This is a genomic window from Acinetobacter soli, assembly GCF_018139125.1.
GTDB lineage: Bacteria > Pseudomonadota > Gammaproteobacteria > Pseudomonadales > Moraxellaceae > Acinetobacter > Acinetobacter soli.
This window is the reverse complement of sequence record NZ_CP073241.1, coordinates 2,303,895-2,325,415: the sequence shown is the minus strand read 5'-3', so window position 1 is coordinate 2,325,415 and position 21,521 is coordinate 2,303,895. Positions and strand designations below refer to the sequence as shown.

General features: G+C 45.2%; 21 protein-coding genes. 14 read left to right on the top strand and 7 right to left on the bottom strand.

From position 1 onward, the window contains the following. The first annotated feature begins 133 nt into the window (after positions 1-133). Positions 134-1,813: an AMP-binding protein gene (locus KCV09_RS10720; RefSeq protein WP_151814954.1), complete on the top strand. Its 1,680-nt coding sequence runs from the start codon at positions 134-136 to the stop codon at positions 1,811-1,813. Between the two features lie 44 nt (positions 1,814-1,857). On the opposite strand, the gene KCV09_RS10715 is transcribed toward KCV09_RS10720, so the two are convergent. Continuing rightward, positions 1,858-2,244: a hypothetical protein gene (locus KCV09_RS10715; protein ID WP_055415455.1), complete on the bottom strand. Its 387-nt coding sequence runs from the start codon at positions 2,242-2,244 to the stop codon at positions 1,858-1,860. A gap of 109 nt (positions 2,245-2,353) precedes the next feature. Between KCV09_RS10715 and KCV09_RS10710 the strand changes: the two genes are divergently transcribed. Further along, positions 2,354-2,752: an MAPEG family protein gene (locus tag KCV09_RS10710; RefSeq protein WP_004932141.1), complete on the top strand. Its 399-nt coding sequence runs from the start codon at positions 2,354-2,356 to the stop codon at positions 2,750-2,752. 119 nt (positions 2,753-2,871) lie between these two features. Continuing rightward, on the top strand, positions 2,872-3,399 hold the full coding sequence (gene ppa, locus KCV09_RS10705) for an inorganic diphosphatase (RefSeq protein ID WP_004932145.1): 528 nt from the start codon (positions 2,872-2,874) through the stop codon (positions 3,397-3,399). 91 nt (positions 3,400-3,490) lie between these two features. Here the strand turns inward: ppa and KCV09_RS10700 are convergent, their stop codons facing one another. Further along, positions 3,491-4,792 carry an OprD family outer membrane porin gene (locus KCV09_RS10700; RefSeq protein ID WP_151814953.1) on the bottom strand — a complete coding sequence of 434 codons (1,302 nt, stop codon included), beginning with the start codon at positions 4,790-4,792 and terminating at the stop codon, positions 3,491-3,493. Positions 4,793-5,407: 615 nt separating this feature from the next. On the opposite strand from KCV09_RS10700, the gene KCV09_RS10695 reads away from it, so the two are divergent. Beyond that, positions 5,408-6,220: a TorF family putative porin gene (locus tag KCV09_RS10695; RefSeq protein ID WP_004932151.1), complete on the top strand. Its 813-nt coding sequence runs from the start codon at positions 5,408-5,410 to the stop codon at positions 6,218-6,220. A 43-nt stretch (positions 6,221-6,263) separates the two neighbouring features. Here the strand turns inward: KCV09_RS10695 and KCV09_RS10690 are convergent, their stop codons facing one another. Continuing rightward, positions 6,264-7,751: a YifB family Mg chelatase-like AAA ATPase gene (locus KCV09_RS10690; protein WP_151819974.1), complete on the bottom strand. Its 1,488-nt coding sequence runs from the start codon at positions 7,749-7,751 to the stop codon at positions 6,264-6,266. A gap of 69 nt (positions 7,752-7,820) precedes the next feature. Beyond that, positions 7,821-8,048, bottom strand: a complete 228-nt coding sequence (locus KCV09_RS10685) for an accessory factor UbiK family protein (RefSeq protein WP_025096171.1) — start codon at positions 8,046-8,048, stop codon at positions 7,821-7,823. Between the two features lie 274 nt (positions 8,049-8,322). Here KCV09_RS10685 and glnK point away from each other — a divergent pair, with 274 nt between their 5' ends. The 6 genes from glnK (at position 8,323) to KCV09_RS10655 (ending at position 13,796) form a co-directional block, all read left to right on the top strand. Further along, the gene (gene glnK / locus KCV09_RS10680) at positions 8,323-8,661 is read left to right on the top strand and encodes a P-II family nitrogen regulator (protein WP_004281042.1); all 339 of its coding nucleotides are present in this window, start codon (positions 8,323-8,325) and stop codon (positions 8,659-8,661) included. 62 nt (positions 8,662-8,723) lie between these two features. After that, complete coding sequence (locus KCV09_RS10675; RefSeq protein WP_004944162.1) at positions 8,724-10,124, top strand: ammonium transporter; 1,401 nt, start codon at positions 8,724-8,726, stop codon at positions 10,122-10,124. Between the two features lie 123 nt (positions 10,125-10,247). Continuing rightward, on the top strand, positions 10,248-10,712 hold the full coding sequence (gene nrdR, locus KCV09_RS10670; RefSeq protein ID WP_004932226.1) for a transcriptional regulator NrdR: 465 nt from the start codon (positions 10,248-10,250) through the stop codon (positions 10,710-10,712). Positions 10,713-10,718: 6 nt separating this feature from the next. Then, positions 10,719-11,807, top strand: coding sequence for a bifunctional diaminohydroxyphosphoribosylaminopyrimidine deaminase/5-amino-6-(5-phosphoribosylamino)uracil reductase RibD (gene ribD / locus KCV09_RS10665; RefSeq protein WP_228301591.1), 1,089 nt, complete (start codon positions 10,719-10,721; stop codon positions 11,805-11,807). After that, positions 11,804-13,096: a DNA adenine methylase gene (locus tag KCV09_RS10660; protein WP_004932229.1), complete on the top strand. Its 1,293-nt coding sequence runs from the start codon at positions 11,804-11,806 to the stop codon at positions 13,094-13,096. Before ribD ends, KCV09_RS10660 begins: the two co-directional genes overlap by 4 nt. Positions 13,097-13,136: 40 nt before the next feature. Continuing rightward, the gene (locus tag KCV09_RS10655) at positions 13,137-13,796 is read left to right on the top strand and encodes a riboflavin synthase (RefSeq protein WP_004932232.1); all 660 of its coding nucleotides are present in this window, start codon (positions 13,137-13,139) and stop codon (positions 13,794-13,796) included. Between the two features lie 31 nt (positions 13,797-13,827). Here KCV09_RS10655 and blhA read toward each other — a convergent pair whose 3' ends face one another. The 3 genes from blhA to KCV09_RS10640 are packed head-to-tail and all read right to left on the bottom strand — an operon-like array spanning position 13,828 to position 16,339. Next, positions 13,828-14,457, bottom strand: coding sequence for a cell division protein BlhA (gene blhA, locus KCV09_RS10650; protein WP_004932236.1), 630 nt, complete (start codon positions 14,455-14,457; stop codon positions 13,828-13,830). 33 nt (positions 14,458-14,490) lie between these two features. Then, positions 14,491-14,898, bottom strand: a complete 408-nt coding sequence (locus KCV09_RS10645; protein WP_212515114.1) for a DNA polymerase III subunit chi — start codon at positions 14,896-14,898, stop codon at positions 14,491-14,493. Then, the gene (locus tag KCV09_RS10640; RefSeq protein WP_212515770.1) at positions 14,891-16,339 is read right to left on the bottom strand and encodes a leucyl aminopeptidase; all 1,449 of its coding nucleotides are present in this window, start codon (positions 16,337-16,339) and stop codon (positions 14,891-14,893) included. Before KCV09_RS10640 ends, KCV09_RS10645 begins: the two co-directional genes overlap by 8 nt. Before the next feature lie 153 nt (positions 16,340-16,492). On the opposite strand from KCV09_RS10640, the gene lptF reads away from it, so the two are divergent. The 4 genes from lptF to KCV09_RS10620 all read left to right on the top strand — a co-directional run bounded on the left by lptF (position 16,493) and on the right by KCV09_RS10620 (position 21,521). Beyond that, entirely contained in the window at positions 16,493-17,593 is a 1,101-nt protein-coding gene (gene lptF, locus KCV09_RS10635; RefSeq protein ID WP_004932245.1) for an LPS export ABC transporter permease LptF, read from the top strand. After that, positions 17,593-18,663, top strand: a complete 1,071-nt coding sequence (gene lptG, locus KCV09_RS10630; protein WP_076033374.1) for an LPS export ABC transporter permease LptG — start codon at positions 17,593-17,595, stop codon at positions 18,661-18,663. Before lptF ends, lptG begins: the two co-directional genes overlap by 1 nt. A gap of 122 nt (positions 18,664-18,785) precedes the next feature. Beyond that, positions 18,786-20,333 carry a 2,3-bisphosphoglycerate-independent phosphoglycerate mutase gene (gene gpmI / locus KCV09_RS10625; protein WP_151814950.1) on the top strand — a complete coding sequence of 516 codons (1,548 nt, stop codon included), beginning with the start codon at positions 18,786-18,788 and terminating at the stop codon, positions 20,331-20,333. Between the two features lie 12 nt (positions 20,334-20,345). After that, positions 20,346-21,521, top strand: coding sequence for a S41 family peptidase (locus tag KCV09_RS10620; RefSeq protein ID WP_151814949.1), 1,176 nt, complete (start codon positions 20,346-20,348; stop codon positions 21,519-21,521).

Genomic DNA, 21,521 nt, shown 5'->3' with positions numbered 1-21,521 from the left:
ATCCCGAATACGTTATATATGCTGATGTAGAGGTATTAGGGATGACATGATCGGGCAACAGCAACTAAAAAAAGCGCGATCATTGAATAACGAGTCGAAATTTAAAAAATTACCGATTGGAGATATTTGGATTATGGAAAGAATTTGGTTCACTGAATACCAGAAAACAGGAATTCCGGAAACAGTTGATTTACCGCCAGAAAATACATCTTTGGTAGATATTTTTGAGCGCAACTTTCAAAAATTTGGCTCACGCGATGCCTTTATTTTTATGGACAAGGCATTAACCTTTAGTGACCTTGATGAGGCCAGTCGCAAATTTGCAACCTATTTGCAAAGTCTGAATTTACCTAAAGGAAGCCGCGTTGCAGTGATGATGCCAAACGTGCTGCAATATCCAATTGTGGCCTTGGGTGTTTTTCGTGCGGGCTTGATTCTGGTCAATGTCAATCCACTATATACCTCACGTGAACTCGAACATCAGTTAAATGACTCTGGTGCCGAAGTTCTGGTGATTATCGAAAATTTTGCCAGCGTTTATCAAAGTATTTTGGGTAAAACGCCAGTTAAGCATGTTGTGATTGCATCTGTAGGCGATATGCTGGGTTTCCTGAAAGGGAACTTGGTTAATTTTGTGCTGCGCAATGTGCGTAAGCAAATTCCTGCTTGGGATATTCCGGGGCATATCAAATTTAATGCAGCCATTAATAAAGTGAGCCCGAGCCATTATAAACGTCCAAATTTAAGCTTAAGCGATACGGCGGTCCTTCAGTACACAGGCGGAACCACAGGCGTGTCAAAAGGAGCTGAGCTGACCCATCGCAATCTTGTGGCCAATATGCTGCAATGTGATGCGATCTTCCAAAGTAAATTTGGGCCGGGCGATAGCCAAAAAGATGACAAGATGTTCTGCGCTTTGCCGCTGTATCACATTTTTGCGTTTATGGTGTGTGCCATGTATGGCATGTATAAGGGTCAGGCCAATATTCTGATTCCAAATCCGCGTGATTTACCTGCGGTCATTAAAGAACTACGTAAATACCAACCTTCGTTTTTTCCAGCGGTAAATACCTTGTTTAATGCGCTGGTACACAATGAAGAATTTAAACAGCTTGATCACAGTAAACTGAAAATTGCGATGGGCGGTGGTATGGCGGTGTTACCGTCGACTGCCGAAGCATGGAAACGTATCACTGGCGTGACCATTATTGAAGGTTATGGGCTGTCTGAAACCTCACCTGTTGCAACGGTTAACCCTCCTGCATCGACTGAGTTTAGTGGAACCATTGGTATTCCGTTACCCCTCACCGATGTCGCGATTCTAGATGATGACGGTAAAGCAGTGGCATTAGGCGAGCAGGGAGAAATCTCGATTCGTGGCCCTCAGGTCATGAAGGCCTATTGGAACCGACCGGATGAAACAGCCAAGGTCATGACCAGTGATGGTTATTTCCGCACTGGTGATATCGGCGTGATGAATGATCGTGGCTATGTCAAAATTGTTGATCGTAAGAAAGACATGATTTTGGTGTCTGGATTTAATGTCTATCCAAGCGAAATTGAAGAAATTATTGCCAAGCATCCAAAAGTACTCGAAGTGGCTGCCATTGGTGTGCCAGATGAAAAATCCGGCGAAGTACCAAAACTCTTCGTGGTGAAAAAAGATCCGTCTTTAACCACAGAAGAAGTATTAAGTTTTGCCAAAGAAAACTTAACTGGCTACAAACGCCCACGCTATGTGGAGTTTATGGACGAACTACCAAAATCGAATGTCGGCAAAATTTTACGTAAAGACCTACGTAAAACCAATTAAGCATTCAACAGTAAATCGAAAACGCCTGAACAATCAGGCGTTTTTTATTTGGAACTACTGAGTAACCAACGATCCATATAGGGACGTCCAATACCTGCCAGACCGATAAAAAACAGCATGCATCCGAGTTGTAAACGCAAAAAAGACAATTGTAGGGTGCCATAACTAAAATAGTTGTCGATCAGACAATATAGGGCTGCGATCAGCATCCACATCCAGAGCGATAATCGCCAGATACTGACCGCCCACATGGCCAGTGTCAGCATGATAAAAGTGCCCAAGGTCGACTGCCAGTTTAGGTTGGCACAAATGGTACACAACAAAAAACCCACAATCGGGAGGACGATTTTTAAAATACGATCAACCTTGAGCTGATTCTGGCGCTGTTTTTCCAAAACCTCAAAGATTTCATCTTGATCTGATGTGCTCATCGGCTGTCCTGTTCTGGTTCAGTTATAAAAACACTATATTTAACCGAATTTAGAAACAAAACGCCATGTTATGATAAGGTCATCTAAAAATATGTCTTGAGAAACGATCATGCAGGGGATTAGTGGTATTGTTTACCTGATTTTGGCAGCGTGCTTGTTGCCTTATGTATTTACCATGATTGCCAAACTTGCCGGTGGATTTAAATCCAAAGACAATCAAAATCCGCGTGCTTTTTTGGCCAGTACAACAGGCTTGGCTGCGCGTGCCAATGCGGCGCAACAAAACAGTTTTGAAAGTTTGCCTTTGTTTTTGGCGGCTGTACTGATGGCCGAATATATGGTGGTTCAGCAAAGCATTATTATGACCTTTGGCTTGGCTTATCTGGTTTTGCGTGTACTGTATGGTCTGTGTTATTTGGCCAATTGGGCCATGTTGCGTTCGATTATCTGGTTGCTGTCGATGCTGTGTCCAATCTTCTTGCTGATCTTGGTGATTCGTCTGGTTTAAGTGGATTGAGAGTCGGACTAAAGATTTTCTTGATGCAGTTTGTATAATCCACGCAGTTCGCTTCAGAAACCGTTATAATCGACGCGACAAAAATTTGGTTAACCTAAAAGAGTGTTGCTATGAGCTACAACAATATCCCGGCGGGTAAAGACGCGCCAAATGATATTTACGTTATTATTGAAATTCCGGCAAATGCTGCGCCAATCAAATACGAAATTGACAAAGATTCAGATGCATTGTTTGTGGATCGTTTTATGGGAACAGCAATGTTCTACCCAGCGAACTACGGTTATGTACCAAACACTTTATCTGAAGATGGTGACCCATTAGACGTATTGGTTGTCACACCATATCCAGTTGCCGCAGGTTCAGTGATTCGTTGCCGTCCTGTAGGTAAACTCAATATGGAAGACGACGGTGGTATCGATGCGAAATTAATCGCAGTTCCGCATGAGAAATTGTCACCATTGTACAAAGATGTACAAGAGTACACTGATCTACCAAAACTGTTGATCAATCAAGTTGAACATTTCTTCGCACACTACAAAGATCTAGAGCCAGGCAAATGGGTGAAGATTAGTGGTTGGGAAGGTGCAGACGTTGCGAAAGCAGAAGTGCTTAAAGCGATTGAAGCTGCAAAAAAATAAGATAAAAAAAATCAAACATCATTCAGTTGATGTTTGATTTTTTAAATATCTAAGGCCCTAGCGAGCGAACTGGCTAGGGCTTTTTTATGACTTAAAGGAACTTGATTGGGAAATCAATGAAAATACGCGTTTCGTTGGTATCTCCATAACCATTCGCTCCGACATCGCTTTCACGCAAAATAGAGTAACGTGCACGGATTTTTAAATCCTTGGCAAAACCGCTTTGAACGGTATAGCTCAATTGGTTAAAGAACTCACGCTCGTTGGCATTGTCAATGTTAGTGCCGATCACATCGATATCCCAGCCATAAACAAATGCAGTGGTCCACTTCAAGCCTGGTACGTTATACGCGCCCAAATCGAGGTTATATTGCAATTGAACTGATTTCTCGCCTTTGCTGTTAAAGTCTGAAAGGTAAGAATTTGGTAAATAAATACTTTGACCACCGTCTTGGTTAACGCCGTAGTCATAGCCAATACCACCGGTATTTTGCTGGTAAGCACCCATCACTGAGTGTGCACCTTGACTATATGTTGTAGAGAAAGCCCAGATATAGTTATTGAGATCTTCTGTACGTGTATTTGGTTTACCTGAGAAGTAAGTGTCTGCACCTGGCTTAAACTTGGTGCTATAACCGGCCCACTCGTAACTGAGAGAACTGTCATTTGCCAGTGGTTGCTTATATGCAGCACTCACATAGTGACGCTCAATTTTATCTTTGATGTCAGCGCCGTAATACGAAGCATTCAACTGATCGTTAAACTTGTATTTTGCACCCCAGACATAGGCACGATCCAAACCGTTTTGGTCAGTTGCAATGTGCTCTGGCAGTTGGTTCTTGGTAAATTTACCTGCAACAAGCTCAAGATCTTTGATTTCATGGCTAGTAATCAAAGTACCTTCAAAATACTCTGGCGTGTTACGAGTGGTCATGCTGGCCAAAACAGGTAAATCAAGCACCTGAGTACCATAGGTTAAGGTGGTATTTGACGCACGTGCTTTTACAAAGCCGCCACCACGTGTCCATTGATCGTGTGGATCAACGCGACCGTTGGCATCTTCACGTCCATCGTTTTTCAGTGCAACCATGCTGTTGCCAGAATGATAATTATCGCCCAACTTAAATGAAAAATCGCCGACTACACCAGCAGCAAAACCAATCGGGCCTTGAGTAAAGCCAGACTCAAGATTCAGCACCGCCGATTGAACCCAAGAATTTTTATCTTGCAGTCCTTTCTTTTTATCGCGCTGGATAAAACCGTTACGGAGTAAAACAGAACCCTGAGCACCTTCAACAAATCCTTTTGCATCGCTTTGTTCGCTTGCATATGCTGAAGTAATAAGTACAGCGTTGATCACAACTGCTAACGTAAGCTTTTGTGCTTTTAGCATTGAATACCTCGAGAAGATAAATTGTAATTTTTGTTTCTAAGAAGGCTTAGAAAATCACAAAATTGTATAGATAATCTATAGAAAAGATACATTTTTTATCAACATATTTTTCGCATTGTTTTCCAGTTTTCTACATAATCCTTGCAATTTATATATTTAGTTACATGTAGGCGAGATTATTTTTGATTAAAAAATACGCATCAAATAATTTTATTGCATGTTTTTTGTGCGCAAATGCAGTTTGTTGCTTATAAAGCGAGCAATCATGGTGCATTTAAAATTATTTTGTTACAGCTAATGGATTTAGCATTTTAAATACTGCTCAATTTTTTATATTTATCTTGTGAAAAACGCACCATGCTGTTTCTGACTGAACCATAAGTAACAATTTGTATAGCTTGAAAAATCGTACAACCAGATATTCAATTGAAAGCTGTGATTCAGGGTTAAAATAAAAATAAAAAATAACACCTTGTTTAATATCATAAAATCTCTTTTACGAGCCTCATTTTCGCGAGTTTTTTTAAACTTGGCATAGCATTTGCTAAATCTTTATCGATCCAAGTCAAAAAATCAAAAGTCTGTTGGTCATGCCCAACACGGGGGAGAATTACAATGAAAAAATTTGCATATCAAGTCGCAGTTCTAGCCAGCTTGGCAGCAAGTACAACTGCGGTGATGGCAGAAGACAAGCCGACAATGGCAGGTTTTTCGGTATCTGGGAACGTGGCTGCAACAACCGACTATCGCTTTCGCGGGGTAACACAGAGCTCGAATAATCCTGCAATTCAAGGTGGTTTTACTCTTAACCATGAATCTGGTGCTTATCTAACGCTTTGGGGTTCAAGTGTCGATTTCGGTATTAAAGGAAATTCGACTGAAACCGATGCATCGCTCGGTTATGCCAGCTCTTTTATGCTTACACCAGACTATAAAGTCGGCTATGACGTCGGCGTGACTTACTATGGTTATATTGGCGCAAAATCTAACTTTACCAACCCGTACAATAATAAAACCGGTTTGGCCTTCACCGAAGTATATGGCAAATTAATTTTTGCAGATACGCTACTTAAGGGCGACAGCATCACCACCGGAATCAATTACACGCCAGATTACTGGGGTCGCACCGATGATTTCTGGTACTTCAATGTCGGTTATAGCGCACCGATTGCAGACACAGGTTTTACCGGAATTGCATCTTTGGGCTACAACAAATTTAAAAACAAAGAAGCACTGGCCGTGGTGGCAGGTGGTCCGGGTACCGACGACAGTTATCTTGATTACAAATTTGGTGTGCAATACAACATTTTGGGTGTAACGGCTGAATTGGCGGGTGTGGGTACCGACATCAGCACCTCTGGCATGACCGATGCCGGTAAAAAACCGTATGATTTGGGTGCTGTGTTAACCCTATCCAAAACTTTCTAATGGGTTAAATATAAAAAAGACCGCTCTATGCGGTCTTTTTTATTTAGCTCATATCGGTACGATACGATAATGCTTCATTCAAATGGTGCCGCTCAATGAGTGGACTTTGCTCCAAATCTGCAATGGTTCGTGCCACGCGCAGTACCCGATGATAAGCCCGAGCCGATAAATTGAGTTTTTGCTGCGCCAAAGACATAATTTTTTCAGTTGCAGGACTAAGCTGAGCAAATGCTTCAAGCTGTTTTGGTGATAGCGCCTGATTTAAGCATTGCTGGCGTTGGATCTGATAGTGATAAGCCTTTTGCACACGTGCGCGAACACTTGCTGAATCTTCAACAGGCGCCGTATTTTGTAGTTCGTGTGCTTGGAGTGGCGGTACATCAATATGTAAATCGATACGGTCAAGTAACGGGCCAGAAATTCGACCTTGATAACGCTTAATTGCCTCGGGTGTGCATTGACAGCGTTGATCCTGATTAAAGGCATAACCGCACGGACATGGATTCATTGCAGCGATCAATTGAAAATTGGCCGGAAATGAAATTTGACGTGCAGCTCTTGAAATCGTGATGGCTTTGGCTTCTAGCGGCTGCCTTAAAACCTCAAGCACCTTGCGATCAAACTCGGGCAGTTCATCCAAAAAGAGTACGCCCAAATGCGACAGCGTGATTTCGCCGGGCTTTGGGTTTGATCCACCCCCCACCAAGGCGATGGCTGAAGCAGTATGATGCGGTGCTCGAAATGGCCTTAAACCAAATGGATGACGGGTATTTGCAATTGAATAGATGCTGGCCACTTCTAGATTTTCTTGGGCAGACAGTGGTGGCAATATGCTGGGTAAGCGTGACGCCAGCAAAGTTTTACCTGTTCCCGGTGGCCCTCTAAATAAGAGTGAATGTCCTCCAGCTGCCGCAATTTCAAGAGCGCGGCGAGGACGTAGCTGACCTTTGACATCGGCAAGATCAAAAGGGTAGTGATGTAGATCGTGATCTTGTATCAACACAACTGGATCAAGCGGATGAATCTTTTGAAAGTGATCACAGACCTGTTTCAAGTGGCTGGCTGCATAGGCCTGAAACTGCGGTAACTGACCAATTTCAATGCTGTTGTCTTGCGGAGCAATAAGTTGATGCCCTGCCTGCTGACAGGCAATTGCTATGGTCAATGTGCTACTGACGGGACGAAGATGGCCATCGAGAGCCAGTTCGCCTACCAACTCATAACCATTGGTGCAGCCTTCGGGAAGTTGTCCAGATGCGACCAAAATTCCCAAGGCAATGGGAAGGTCTAAACGTGACCCATCTTTGGGCAAATCTGCTGGAGCAAGGTTTATTGTGAGGCGTTTACTGGGAAACTGAAAGCCACTGTTGATAATGGCTGAGCGCACCCGATCTTTACTTTCGCGAACGGCAGCCTCTGGTAAACCAACGATGGTGAGTGATGGAAGTCCTTGACTTAAATGAACTTCTACTTCAATTTGTGGTGCGTGTAACCCTAAAACTCCTCGCGTGAGAATTTTGGCAAAAGACATGATATTATTGTTCCATTATGGTGCTTTTTTTAAATAATTTTAAATCGAAAAAGTGCGCTAAAAAGAGGCTTATTGATTATTTTGGAGGTGCTCTTCAAGTAATGTGATTTGTTCTTGTAATTGAGTAAGACGGAGATTGGCCTGTTCGAGCGCGATACGTTGACGTTCGATTTCGTGATGAGACACCAAATCGAGTTTCTCGACAGCTTCGTTTAAAAGCGCACGTAAATTGTGTTCAAGGTCTTTTTTGGGTTGATCCATCTGCTCAAGAATGGCAGCAATAAGCGTCTCAATCATAACGTATACACAATGCTTTATAAGATTTGAGCCCAGTTTAGCATCCCTGCTATTTTGGCTAAAGTCTAGATTATCAAAACAATCTTAATTCATTCAAAAAATTAATCGTTCTTAGAAAAAAGCCGAATTTTTAAGGTCAAAGCTACATCTGAAAGGGCAAATAGGTTATAAAGACAACTCATGCTTTTATTTCTATTTCCCCCAACCTTAGACATATTGGCATGAAAATTGAACATAAAACCTTACTGGTGAAAGAAGCCGAAGGAAAACAAACATGAAGCTCGTAACTGCAATTGTAAAACCATTTAAGCTGGATGATGTGCGTGAGGCCCTTTCCGAAATCGGAGTTCAAGGGATTACTGTCACGGAAGTGAAAGGATTTGGACGTCAAAAAGGCCACACTGAATTGTACCGTGGTGCTGAATATGTCGTTGATTTTCTTCCAAAAGTAAAAATTGAAATTGCGATCAGCGATGAAATGGTAGATGCCGTGATTGAATCAATCACTCGCGTTGCAAGCACAGGAAAAATTGGTGACGGAAAAATCTTTGTAACGAACCTAGAACAAGTGATCCGTATTCGTACAGGCGAAACTGGAGCAGATGCCGTTTAAGTGTTGGCATAAAGTTTGCTGAGTACAAAATAACTCATAAAAATTGAGGTTGGGGGATACGAATGAAAAAAATGCTTTTAGCGCTAAGTCTATCTGGTGCGCTTTTAGGTGGTTCGGCGGCATGGGCAGAGAATGCTGCATCTGCGCCGACAGCCGAAACAACAACCGTTGCTGCAACAACGACACCAGCACCTGTGACTGGTACGGTAGAAGCACCGTCCACCGCATCGACTGAGGCAGCGCCTGCACCAGCAGCAACACCTAAAATGGATTCGGGTGATACCGCGTGGATTCTGATCTCCACAGCTTTGGTTCTTTTGATGACTATTCCGGGCTTGGCACTTTTCTACGGCGGCATGGTGCGTAAGAAAAACGTTTTAAGCACCATGGCACATAGCTTTGTCGCGGCTGCAATTGTGAGTTTGGTTTGGGTTGTTATTGGTTATACCTTGGCCTTTAGTCCGGGTAATGCCTTTGTGGGTGGCCTCGATAAAATCATGCTCTCAGGAATCACCACCACAGCACTCAGTGGCACTATTCCAGAAATTCTGTTTGTTATTTTCCAAATGACCTTTGCGATCATTACGGTTGCTATTATTAGTGGTTCGGTTGCAGAGCGTATGAAATTTGGCGCGTTTGTGGCGTTTATCACCATTTGGGTGATTGTGGTCTATGCACCTATTACCCATTGGGTGTGGGGCGGTGGCTGGTTAGGTAGCGATGGCGCACTTGATTTTGCCGGTGGTACCGTTGTTCATATCAACTCGGGTGTCGCTGGTTTGGTTGCTGCTTATATGTTAGGTAAGCGTATTGGGTTGGGTAAAGAATCCATGGCACCACATAATCTTGCACTTACAGTAATTGGTGCAAGCTTGCTTTGGGTGGGCTGGTTTGGATTTAACGGTGGTTCTGCACTTGCAGCTAATGGTGCAGCAGGATACGCATTGGTCACCACGCAAGTGGCTGCCGCTTCTGCCGCGCTCTCTTGGGGCTTGGTTGAAAAAGTGGTGCGTGGTAAAACCTCATTACTTGGCTTACTTTCTGGTGCGGTTGCAGGTTTGGTCGTGATTACGCCGGCAGCAGGTTTTGTCACCGTCAGCGGCGCATTAATTATGGGCTTAATTGGCGGTGCAGTATGCTTCTGGGGAATTTCAGGTTTGAAGCGTATGCTCAAAGCAGACGATTCTCTAGATGCATTTGGTCTACATGCTGTAGGTGGTATTGCCGGCGCGATTTTAACAGCTGTTTTTGCAAGTCCGTTCATCATGGGCGACAAAGCACCTGCAAGCGTTGTACATCAGCTTTGGATTCAAATTGAAGGCGTACTTGCGACTATCGCGTACAGCGCAGTACTGACCTTTATTATCCTCAAAGTGATAGATGTGATCATTGGTATCCGCGTGACATCTGACGACGAGCGTATGGGCTTGGACTTGAGCCAGCACGGCGAACGCATCGAATAATTTGCTCTTTTATAAAAAAACAGCCGCTCAGGCTGTTTTTTTATGTCGTTGTGTTGGTGCGATTTTTCAAGCGTCTAATTTTTTGCTACATTAGCTCAAAGAAATGAATTCATTTGAGCTGCCATGCATTGTCCATTTTGCAACGCCGCAGACAGCAAAGTGATTGATTCACGTCTGGCGGCTGAGGGATGTCAGATTCGTCGTCGACGCGAATGTATCAGTTGCGGCGAGCGTTTTACCACTTTTGAAAGTTATGAAGTTGTCATGCCACGTGTGATTAAATCGAATGGTAAAAATGAACCTTTCGATGAGGCAAAACTTCGTCGTTCCCTGATGCATGCCTTGCAAAAACGTCCCGTGACTCAAGACCAGATCGAAGCCGTTTTAAGTGATATCCAGTTAAAGATCCGCCGTTTGGGCGAGCGTGATGTGAAGTCCCGCGTGATTGGTGAAATTGTTATGCAGGCGTTGTTTGCGCTCGATCATGTGGCTTATGTTCGCTTTGCCTCGGTTTATCAAGACTTTCAGGATGTCGAGGCTTTTCGTCGTCAGATTGAACAAATGCAACAACGTGAACAAGAGTATTAAAAGATGATGGCTGAAGTTGATCGTGATCACCACTGGATGTCTCAAGCATTACTACAAGCCAAATCGGCACAGTTTCGTACCCGTCCTAATCCTGCCGTTGGTTGTGTGATTGTCAAAGATGAGCAGATTATTGGGCGTGGTGCAACTGCACAGGTGGGTGGACCACATGCCGAAGTTTTTGCATTACGTGAAGCAGGTGAAAAGGCACGCGGCGCGACAGCGTATGTGACGTTAGAGCCATGTGCGCATTATGGCCGCACTCCACCATGCGCTGAAGCACTGATTCATGCGGGATTGTCGCGTGTGGTGATTGCAACACTCGATCCGAATCCACTGGTGGCTGGCAAAGGTCAGACCATGTTGAATCAGGCAGGCATTATCACACAAGTGGGCGTGCTAGAAGAGCAGGCACAAGAACTGAATCGCGGGTTTTTAAAGGTCATGGCGGGAGGTTTACCTTATGTACGCCTTAAAATTGCAGCCAGTTTAGATGGGCGCACGGCCATGGCATCGGGAGAATCCAAATGGATTACTGGCGCCGATGCACGACTCGATGTGCATTACTGGCGTGCTCGATCGGCTGCGATTGTGACTGGAATAGAGACGGTATTGGCCGACGATTGCCAGCTCAATGTTCGCTCGTTACCAGCGGTTGACGATATTCAGGAAATTGTACAGCCCAAACGTGTCGTGCTGGATCGACAAGGTCGTTTGCCACTAACTGCAAAAATCTTACAGCAACCCGAGATGCTGATGGTCATGGGGCCATTTCGTCAGGAACTTGCAGACTTAGGTGTGGTACAATTGGCTATTCAACCCTTAGATACGTTATTAAAGACGATGGCGCACACCTATCATCTTTATGATGTGATGGTTGAAGCCGGTGCCACTTTATCGACCGCATTCTTGCAACAAGGTTTGGTCGATGAATTGATCAGCTATATAGCACCGACATTGCTGGGGCGAGCCGCGCGCACCATGTTTCATGCAGAATTTGAAAGCATGGCTGAGCAGCGACGTTTTCAGTTGATTGATCTGGCTCAGCTCGGTCAAGATATCCGCTTAAGGTTAGTTCCGATTCAAGAGACAGTATGAATTCAGAGGCTTCGGTTTACCATAAACGCCGCCATGCGGCGCGAACGACAGATGAGTATTTATTTCATCAGTTGGTTCCATATCTGGGGAACAAACGTCGTTTGCTACACCTCATTCTAGAAGCACTAGAAATTACTGGAACACTCAATAGCAAGAAAAAAAATCCTCCTATTTTTGCCGATTTCTTTGCAGGCAGTGGCGTGGTCTCACGTCTGGCCAGACAAAATGGCTATCGTGTGATTGCAAATGACTGGGAACCATATAGTCATGCACTGAATCACGCGATATTGGCCTGTACCGATGCGCCTGCTTTTAAGGAATTGGGCGGTTATCAAAAAGCCATTGATATCCTAAATCGGTTACCTGAAGTAAAAGGCTGGGTGACGCATAATCTGTGTCCACGCAATGACGATGTTTATGATCCAAGTCGAGATCGCTTGTTTTTTAAACGCCGTAACGGGATGCGAATCGATGCCATTCGTCAGCAGATTGCTACATGGCAGGCACAAGGTGCGATTAACGATGTCGAAATGAGTGCCTTGCTTGCGCCCTTGTTGTATTCGGCCAGTTTTGTGAGTAATACCAGCGGTGTCTTTAAGAGCTTTCACCAAGGCTGGGGCGGGCGTACACAGACTGCATTAGAGCGAATTGAGTCGTTATTATGGCTGACGCCAAGCCGTTTTTGTGAGATTGGTGATCCGAAACGACCAGCTGCTGAAATGTGGTGTGTCGATGCACAGCATCTGGCCTCACAAATGAGTAGTTTTGAGGTCGATGTTGCTTATCTGGATCCTCCTTATAATCAGCATGCCTACAGCAGTAATTATCATGTGTTAAATGCACTTACGCTTTGGGATCAAGCCGACTTACCACCGCCAGATACCAAAGGTTATAAGAGCGGGATTGATCGTGCATGGCGTAAAGAGCGTCCAAGCCCCTATAATTCTTCAAAATATGCCAAAGATGCATATGAGAAACTGCTCGAAACCATCAATGCGCGTTATATCCTGACCAGCTATTCGACCGATGGAAACATTGAGCCAAAAGATTTGCTCACAGCCAATCTGAAGCGTGGCAAAGTGACCTTGCTGACGCAGGATGTACCGCGCTATCGGGTGAGCAAGCAGCGCCAGTCGGAGCGGGCACGTGTACTTGAGTTTATTGTGATCACAGACACGCACGCAAAATCTGGCCCACCACTACGGCAGTTACTCGGACAACTGTATCATTTTGCCGAATTGGGTGGGGTTGATACGTCGGGGAACAGCACCCAACTGGCCTTGTGGTAATTACGGCTGAATTAATCTTCTACACATTGGAGAAAGTACCATGTTTACAGGCATTATCGAGAGTCTTGGCAAGGTCGAGAGCGTTCAGAATGTCGGTGGTGATGTACGGCTGCGTATTCAAACCGATTTAGATATGTCGGATGTCCATTTAGGTGATTCGATTGCCACCAACGGTATTTGCCTGACCGTAATTGAGTGGGGGGATAACTGGTACGCGGCGGATGTTTCCCGCGAAAGTTTAAACCGAACCACACTCGGCCAGTGGAAAGTGGGCCAGCCGGTCAATGTGGAAAAAGCCATGTTGCCGACCACGCGCTTTGGTGGACATATTGTGAGTGGGCATGTGGATGCAGTGGGCGAAATTACCGTGGTGCGTGAAGATGCGCGTTCGATTTATTATGAAATCACAGCACCTGTAGAAATTGCCAAATACCTTGCCGAAAAAGGTTCTGTCACCGTAGATGGGATTAGCCTGACCATCAATCATTTGCGCGGCAATATTCTGAGCTTGAATCTGATTCCTCACACGGCTGAGCGTACCAATATTGGCACCTGGAAAACTGGCAGCAAGGTCAATTTGGAAGTCGACGTATTGGCGCGTTACATCGAGCGACTTTTGCTGGGTGACAAAGCCGCTGAACACACCCATCAATCGAATATCAGTATGGCATTTCTGGCCGAGCACGGCTTTATGAAATAAGCAAAAAAAGCAGGCGGATCAGCCTGCTTTTTTATTTCTGGTGTCGGGTGTGATTTGAAAAATTTGATCGACTTAAAATATAGTCAATTTCTTCTTGTGCCGACTGCTTTAACTGGCTGCGAAACTGGGCAACGGCTTCTTCAATGCGCGTATCTGCCTCAAGTTCGAGGCGCAAACGTACGCTTTCAAGCTCCGAGATGATTTGACTGTCGGAAATACGGCTAGCACGTGAGTAATCCATACTGACATCTGGATTTTTATGATAGCGTGCAGCGAGTTGCTCAACCTCAGAGTCAATCTGAGCTTGTAGCTCAGCCAAAACCACGCTTTGTTGCTTGAACTGCTGAACTTCATCGGCATAAAGCGCGGCGTGATAACGGGCTTGCTCGGCACGTTTTTCTGCCAGTGATTTCTCTAGTGCTTGTTGCTTGCGAATGCGCGCTTGCTCGATCAGTTCTGCCTTAAGGGCAGCATAAGCCTCTTCAATCTGTTGCTGTGCAAGCTGTTGTTGTTTTTGATCGTGCTCAATCCAGTATTGAATTGGAGTTTTCGGCTCTAATAAATCGCAAATCCGGTCAAGATCGTTTTTGAAGGTCTGGCGAACCGCCTCCGGTGCATTGAGCCAACGCGTTTTAAAATCATGCCCGACATTTAATGCCACAATAGTCTCCTTCAACAACTCTACGCGATGTCCTTATAATTTAAAGGTACGCGGTTCAACCCCTAAACGACGATAAAATTTGAATTTTTCTCGTCCAATCTGTTTGGCCGCTTCGGTATTTTCAATAATTTCAATAATGTGACTAAACTGAATGCCATGTTCAAGAGCATGATTGTTAAAATTAAAAATAATCCACTCTGCGCTATCAGGCAATTGCTCTGAAATACATACCGCTGCATCGGGCTGGTTAATTCCATGCCCGATAAAGCTTTCAGCATCAAAGGTCCAGAGTTTTTCATCCAGTTCTTTTTGCAGCTCCAGTACTGGACAGTACCACCATAACTTTTGTTGCTGTTTGATGAGCTTGCGAACCAAACGGCAAGCACTATCGACTTGCCGTTCCTGACTGGTTTCAAACAGATAAAAACTAACTTTAGGCATTCGCTTTTACACGATTGGCCAAGAATTGAACCAAAAGCGGTACTGGACGGCCGGTTGCGCCTTTGGCTGTTCCAGATAACCATGCAGTACCGGCAACATCAAGATGTGCCCAGCGATATTCTTGAGTAAAGCGTTGCAAGAAGCAGGCTGCGGTAATTGCACCACCGTGTGGTCCACCAATATTAGCCATATCGGCAAATGGTGAATCGAGTAATTCTTGATACTCATCCATCACAGGAAGGCGCCATACACGGTCAAATGCATCTTCACCTGCATGCTGTAATTCAAGTGCTAACTCATCGTCTGGTGAAAATAAGCCACTCACCACCTTGCCCAGAGCCACCACACAGGCGCCAGTCAGTGTCGCAATATCAATCACCACGCTTGGATTAAAGCGTTTGATGTAGGTAAGAGTATCGCACAGCACCAAGCGGCCTTCGGCATCGGTATTTAAGATTTCCACCGTTTGACCGCTCATGGTGGTGACGATATCACCTGGTCGAGTGGCTTTATCTGACGGCATGTTCTCGGCAGCAGCGACTGCACCCACCACATGAATAGGTAAGCGCGCCTCACATAAAGTGCGCATCGTGCCAAGCACAGATGCAGCACCGCACATATCAAATTTCATTTCATCCATGCCTTGTGCGGGCTTGAGTGAAATCCCTCCGGTATCAAAAGTGACGCCTTTACCGACTAGCACCACAGGCGCCTGTTCAAGCTGCGCATTATATTCAAGTGTAATGAGGCATCCAGGACGAGCAGAGCCTTTGCTGACAGCCAAAAAGGCATTCATGCCCAAATCAGCCATTTGCTGTTCGTCTAGCACGCTCACCTTCAGCAGATCTGGAAATTCGGCAGCCAAGGCTTTGGCTTGTTCTGCCAGATATTCTGGAAAGCAGATATTTCCTGGACGATTCCCTAAATCACGTGCCAAACCTTGGCCTGAAGCCAATGCTTCGATCAGGCTGAGTTGGTCGGCATCAAGCGTGGTCGAGGTCGCAATCAAATCGATACGTTCAAGTAAGGTTTCTGTTTTTTTAGATTTGAATTCGTTAAAACTGTAATTGGCTTGAGTCAGACTCAGGGCAAAAAGATAATGTAATTCGACAGGTAAGGCCGAAATATCGAGTACGATGTGTTGGAATTTGGTGTTTGCTGTTTTTATCACGCTTTGAGCGAGCTTGGCCAGTTTCGCCGCTTTAAGCTCTACCAAATCACCCAAACCGATCAGTAGCGCATTTGGATAGGCCGCGATTTTTTCAATCAGCGGGAGAGTGTCGTTAAAACCAGCCTTAAACTGTGTTGTGGCAAGAGTCGCGTCTAATCCATTAATTTTATATGTATTTTGTAATGATTTTAGTGCCTCTTCATGGGTGAGTGCGACAAAAAATCCACGCGTTTGTGTTTCAGGTGCAGTCGATTGAAGGGTAAATTTCATGGGGCTTTTAATACCTGTTCGCCATTGATTAACTTCTGACATTGAAACATTTTCTTTAAGCCAGTTTCAATGTGCAACACACGGATAGGTTTTATATTTTTATCATTCGGGTAAACTAGCAGAAGTTTGAATTGCCTTTTTGGAAGCACTAATTTGATTATTCGGCGTTATCTCGTCAAACAAGTGGTATCGACGTCCTTGGTGGTGATTGCCTTATTGACCTTGATCATGATGGGCGGTCGATTAATCAAGTACTTTGGTGTTGCTGCTCAGGGTCGTTTGGATGTAGGGGTACTGTTTAGCATTATTGGCTACCGTATGCCTGAATTTTTGACCTTGATCTTGCCTTTAGGCTTTTTTATCGGCTTGATGCTGGTGTTTGGCCGTTTATACGTCGATCATGAAATGGCCGTACTCAACAGTAGTGGTATCAGCCGGATTCGCCTAGGACATCTTTTGGTGCCGCTTGCGCTGGTTTATTTAATTTTTCAGGGCATTTTAATGCTGTGGATGACGCCATGGGGCTTACGTCAGTTTGATCAGCTCTCGAGCAGTCAGGCTGTACGTACCGGATTTGATTTGGTTCGACCCAAAGAATTCATTTCATCTGGGCCCTATACCATCTACGCTGGCGATTTATCTGAAGATCGTAAAAATCTGAAAGATATTTTCTTTTATCAGCGTGCGCAAAAAGAAGGTAAGCCAGATGTCATGATTCTGGCCAAAGAAGCGACGCGTGTGGTACTCGACGATGATACCGCAAACGTTGTAGACCTCATTCAAGGTCGCCGATACGAGATTCATGCAGGGCAGCCAAAATATTCACAAGCCGAATTTCAACGCTACCGATTACGCTTGGAAAACGATAAGTCTGCGACTTTTGAAACCGATAAAGTTGAAGCACTGCCGACCACAAAAATCTGGAATAAGTGGAATGATCCCGTCATTGCCAGTGAAATGGGCTGGCGAATCTTTGGACCATTTACCATCGTGATTGCCCTAATGATGGCGGTGGCGCTGTGTGAAGTGAGTCCACGCCAAGGGCGCTACTACCGTCTGATTCCTGCCATCTTTATTTTTGCGAGTTTGATTGTTTTAATGATCGCGATTCGTACTCGAATCAGCAAAGATGAATTGGGTGTCTGGGCTTACCCGGCCGCACTGGTGATTTATGGCGCTGCGGCAGCACTATTTGCACGCAAACAAAAACTGGCACCAAAAATTAAGAAACAGATCAAGCGAGTGAGGGCATAATGTTAGCACGTCGAATAGTTGCACAGCATGTGACCAAAACCACGGCGCTGGCAATGCTGGGTACCACGATTGTTTTGGTGATTTTGCAGGTGCTGTTTACTTATTTAGGTGAATTGTCCAACCTAAAAGAAGGTTACAACGCGTGGCAGGCATTTTTGTACGTGTTGTGGGGCGCACCGCGTTATCTGTATCAAATTTTACCGGTTTCCGCGCTGATTGGTTCGGTACTGGGGCTCGGTACACTGGCATCCAACAGTGAGCTGATTGTCATGCGTTCGGTCGGCATTAGCTTATGGCGTATTGTGGGCTGGGTGATACGTTCCGCCTTGCTATTGGTGGTGTTGTCATTTGTTTTAAGTGAGTGGGTTGTCCCTTATACCAACGAACGTGCCAACAGCATAAAAAGCCATCAGTCGGTCGCGGCACTTGGCGAGGTACGCGGTTACTGGTCTAGAGAAGGTCAGCGCTTTATTTATGTCGACTATGCCAACTCACAAGGTCAGCTTAAGCGCATTCAGGTGGTCGATTTTGATCAGGATTACCGTTTGAAATCTATCACCAATGCCGATCAAGGACAGTTTGTCAAAGATGGGCAATGGACGCTGGGCGGTACGCAGCAAATCCAGTTGCAACCGGAAGGGGATGCGATCAAAACAGTCGCGGCACAACAGCCATTCTCTTTAGCGCTACAACCTAAATATGTACACATGGTCACCATTGACCCTGAAGATTTGTCATTTAGCCAGTTGGTGAGCTTCATGAGCTATATGCGTGAATACAGCCAAGTACCAAAAACCTATCAGTTGGCATTTTGGAAAAAAGTAGCATCGCCATTTTCGCTGATTACATTGGTATTGATTGCGTGTTCATTTATTTTTGGACCACTGCGCCAGCAATCGATGGGCTTTCGTCTGGTTATCGCCTTATTTATTGGTCTTGGCTTTTACTATTTGCAAGACTTTTTAGGTTATGCCAGTCTGGTCTATACGCCATCACCGGCGTGGTTTGTACTTGGCCCGATTGTATTGCTATGTGCCGCGGGCAGCTATTTACTCTATCGGGTGAAGTAGGATCGGCTACATCAATTGAGTGTATGGTCGACAGGATATAAAGCCCTGACTCAGGCATAGAGTCTGGCTTAAAAATTCGCTAAAATATTGCGACAAAATTATAGACATAACGAGTGTAAATTATGACGGATGTAACTGTTGGAAAAATCCCTCACGTGTTAGTGATTATGGATGGGATTGGGCATCGTGAAGCGGTGAAAGACAATGCTTTTTTAGCAGCGAAAACACCGAATCTGAGTATGATGAAACAGCAGCATCCGCATAGTCTGATTTCCGGCTCCGGTGAAGATGTAGGCTTACCAGACGGTCAGATGGGCAATTCGGAAGTAGGACACATGAATCTGGGTGCAGGTCGCGTGTTGTATCAAGATTTTACCCGCATTACCAAAGACATCCGTGACGGTGGTTTTTTCGAGCACGACGTACTTATCGATGCGGTTGAAAAAGCCAAAGCAGCGCAGGGAGCTGTGCACATCATGGGCTTGCTCTCCGAAGGAGGGGTTCACTCACATGAAGACCACATTGTGGCGATGTGTGAGCTTGCACTCAAGCGCGGCGCTAAGGTGTATTTACATGCCTTTTTAGATGGTCGTGACACACCGCCAAAAAGTGCCCAGCCATCGTTAGAAAAACTCGATGCACTCTTTGCACAGTATGCTGGTCAGGGCCGAATTGCGACGCTGATTGGTCGTTATTTTGCCATGGACCGTGATAACCGTTGGGACCGCGTAGAACAAGCGTATCGGTTATTGACTGAAGGCGAAGCGGTGCGTGTCGTCGATACAGCAGTTGAGGGTTTGGCACAAGCCTATGCCGCCGATGAAAGTGATGAATTCGTAAAAGCCACGCGTGTTGGTGTCGCTGCGCCGATTCAAGATGGTGACAGCGTTGTGTTTATGAACTTTCGTGCCGATCGTGCGCGTGAACTGACCCGTGCATTTGTTGAAAAAGAATTTACTGGCTTTGAGCGTCAGGTGGTGCCGCAACTGGCAAAATTTGTCATGTTGACTCGTTATCAAGCAACAATTGATGCGCCTGTGGCATATATGCCTGAGGCTTTGCACAATTCACTGGGCGAATACTTGTCCAATCTCGGCAAAACCCAGCTGCGCATTGCTGAAACCGAAAAATATGCCCATGTCACCTTTTTCTTTAGTGGTGGTCGTGAAGATGAATATGCAGGTGAAAAACGAATCTTGATTCCATCACCGAATGTGGCGACCTATGACCTCAAGCCTGAAATGAGTGCCTATGAAGTAACCGAGCAATTGGTTGCGGCTATTGAGTCTGGAGAGTTCGACCTGTTGGTGGTGAACTATGCCAATGGTGATATGGTTGGGCATACTGGTGTTTTTGATGCCGCAGTGAAAGCGGTCGAAGCGGTGGATACCTGCTTGGGGAAAGTCTATGCTGCTGTTATGGCCAAACATGGGCACATGATTATTACCGCTGACCATGGTAATGTGGAGCAAATGCAGGATTACGAAAGTGGTCAGGTACATACCCAGCACACCACTGAATTGGTGCCATTTATTTATGTGGGGCCTCAGTCTGCGGAGATTGCCAATGGCGGTGTACTTGCAGATGTGGCGCCAACATTACTGCACTTGATGCAGCTTCCTGTTCCAGCAGAAATGCAAGGCCGTAATCTTATTCAGATTCACTCATAAAGGACACTCTGTATGACTCAGCGCTTCAATTTTCGTGTTTTACTGACAGGTTGGTTGATGTGTTGCAGTACCTTGGTGTTGAGTGCCGCACCTGCCACAGCGCAGGTGGGTGAAGATGGTCAAGCGATTCGATCAGTCGAAGTGCCGGTCGAATCGATACAGCAATTTGTACAAATTTATAATTTGGTCAAAGACAACTATGTCGAATCCAAGCCAGATGAAGTCTTGTTTCAGCAGGCCATCAAAGGTTTAGTGGGCGGTTTAGACCGATATTCACGTTATCTCTCGCCTGAAGAATACAAACAATTGGTTCAATATACCGAAGGTGATTTGGCCTCGGTAGATTTTGCCTTGGTGTATGAACCACGTGCCCACCAATGGGTGATCCGTGATCTGAAAGAGGGCGCAGACTCTTATAAACTTGGTCTTCGAAATGACCAAATCGTAACAAAAATTGATGGACAAGATTTGCAAGGCCTCAATCACGAACAGGTTCATGGCCTGCTTTACGGTTCGATTGGAACGCCGCTGCAAATGCAAACCAGCACGATGGCCGTGGCCCAGACCCTGATTCGTAATAAAAAAATCGAAGCCGATGTACAGCCCGTATTGCTACATAATCAGGTTTTGGTGCTTAAAGTTCGGGTATTTCAGCAAGATACAGCCAACGAAATTAAACGCTTAATTGAAGAATATGGTTCACCGCGTTTGAAAGCCGTACTGATCGACTTGCGTAACAATCCTGGCGGTTTATTGTCTGCGGCGGTTGAATCGGCTGATTTATTTTTAAATCAGGGCGTGATTGTCTCGACGAAGAGCCGTTCTGAAGGCAATCAGCAATTTCAGGCTTTGCCAAGTAATGAATTTCAGCGATTGAAACTGGGCATCTTAATCAATCATCGTTCTGCTTCGGCGGCTGAAGTCTTTACGGCAGCCATGAAAGAGCACCAGCGTGCATGGGTGATTGGAGAAAAAAGCTATGGTAAAGGCGTCGTACAGAAACTCTTTCCATTGCCAGATGGAGCGGCGCTACAAATGACAGTGTCTCACTACTACACACCCAAAGACAATATGATTGAAGGTAAGGGCATTCAGCCCAATCAGGTCTATCCCTTACCGGCAGATATGAAAGATGAGATCTATCTAGAGAATGTCTCCGAAATGCTGCTGAAGCAGGCGAAGCTTTAA

Bases quoted from the DNA above. Each gene is read 5' to 3' on its own strand.
- KCV09_RS10720 (WP_151814954.1), top strand. From the start codon at position 134: ATGGAAAGAATTTGGTTCACTGAATACCAGAAAACAGGAATTCCGGAA.
- KCV09_RS10715 (WP_055415455.1), bottom strand. From the start codon at position 2,244: ATGAGCACATCAGATCAAGATGAAATCTTTGAGGTTTTGGAAAAACAG.
- KCV09_RS10710 (WP_004932141.1), top strand. From the start codon at position 2,354: ATGCAGGGGATTAGTGGTATTGTTTACCTGATTTTGGCAGCGTGCTTG.
- ppa (WP_004932145.1), top strand. From the start codon at position 2,872: ATGAGCTACAACAATATCCCGGCGGGTAAAGACGCGCCAAATGATATT.
- KCV09_RS10700 (WP_151814953.1), bottom strand. From the start codon at position 4,792: ATGCTAAAAGCACAAAAGCTTACGTTAGCAGTTGTGATCAACGCTGTA.
- KCV09_RS10695 (WP_004932151.1), top strand. From the start codon at position 5,408: ATGAAAAAATTTGCATATCAAGTCGCAGTTCTAGCCAGCTTGGCAGCA.
- KCV09_RS10690 (WP_151819974.1), bottom strand. From the start codon at position 7,751: ATGTCTTTTGCCAAAATTCTCACGCGAGGAGTTTTAGGGTTACACGCA.
- KCV09_RS10685 (WP_025096171.1), bottom strand. From the start codon at position 8,048: ATGATTGAGACGCTTATTGCTGCCATTCTTGAGCAGATGGATCAACCC.
- glnK (WP_004281042.1), top strand. From the start codon at position 8,323: ATGAAGCTCGTAACTGCAATTGTAAAACCATTTAAGCTGGATGATGTG.
- KCV09_RS10675 (WP_004944162.1), top strand. From the start codon at position 8,724: ATGAAAAAAATGCTTTTAGCGCTAAGTCTATCTGGTGCGCTTTTAGGT.
- nrdR (WP_004932226.1), top strand. From the start codon at position 10,248: ATGCATTGTCCATTTTGCAACGCCGCAGACAGCAAAGTGATTGATTCA.
- ribD (WP_228301591.1), top strand. From the start codon at position 10,719: ATGGCTGAAGTTGATCGTGATCACCACTGGATGTCTCAAGCATTACTA.
- KCV09_RS10660 (WP_004932229.1), top strand. From the start codon at position 11,804: ATGAATTCAGAGGCTTCGGTTTACCATAAACGCCGCCATGCGGCGCGA.
- KCV09_RS10655 (WP_004932232.1), top strand. From the start codon at position 13,137: ATGTTTACAGGCATTATCGAGAGTCTTGGCAAGGTCGAGAGCGTTCAG.
- KCV09_RS10645 (WP_212515114.1), bottom strand. From the start codon at position 14,898: ATGCCTAAAGTTAGTTTTTATCTGTTTGAAACCAGTCAGGAACGGCAA.
- KCV09_RS10640 (WP_212515770.1), bottom strand. From the start codon at position 16,339: ATGAAATTTACCCTTCAATCGACTGCACCTGAAACACAAACGCGTGGA.
- lptG (WP_076033374.1), top strand. From the start codon at position 17,593: ATGTTAGCACGTCGAATAGTTGCACAGCATGTGACCAAAACCACGGCG.
- gpmI (WP_151814950.1), top strand. From the start codon at position 18,786: ATGACGGATGTAACTGTTGGAAAAATCCCTCACGTGTTAGTGATTATG.
- KCV09_RS10620 (WP_151814949.1), top strand. From the start codon at position 20,346: ATGACTCAGCGCTTCAATTTTCGTGTTTTACTGACAGGTTGGTTGATG.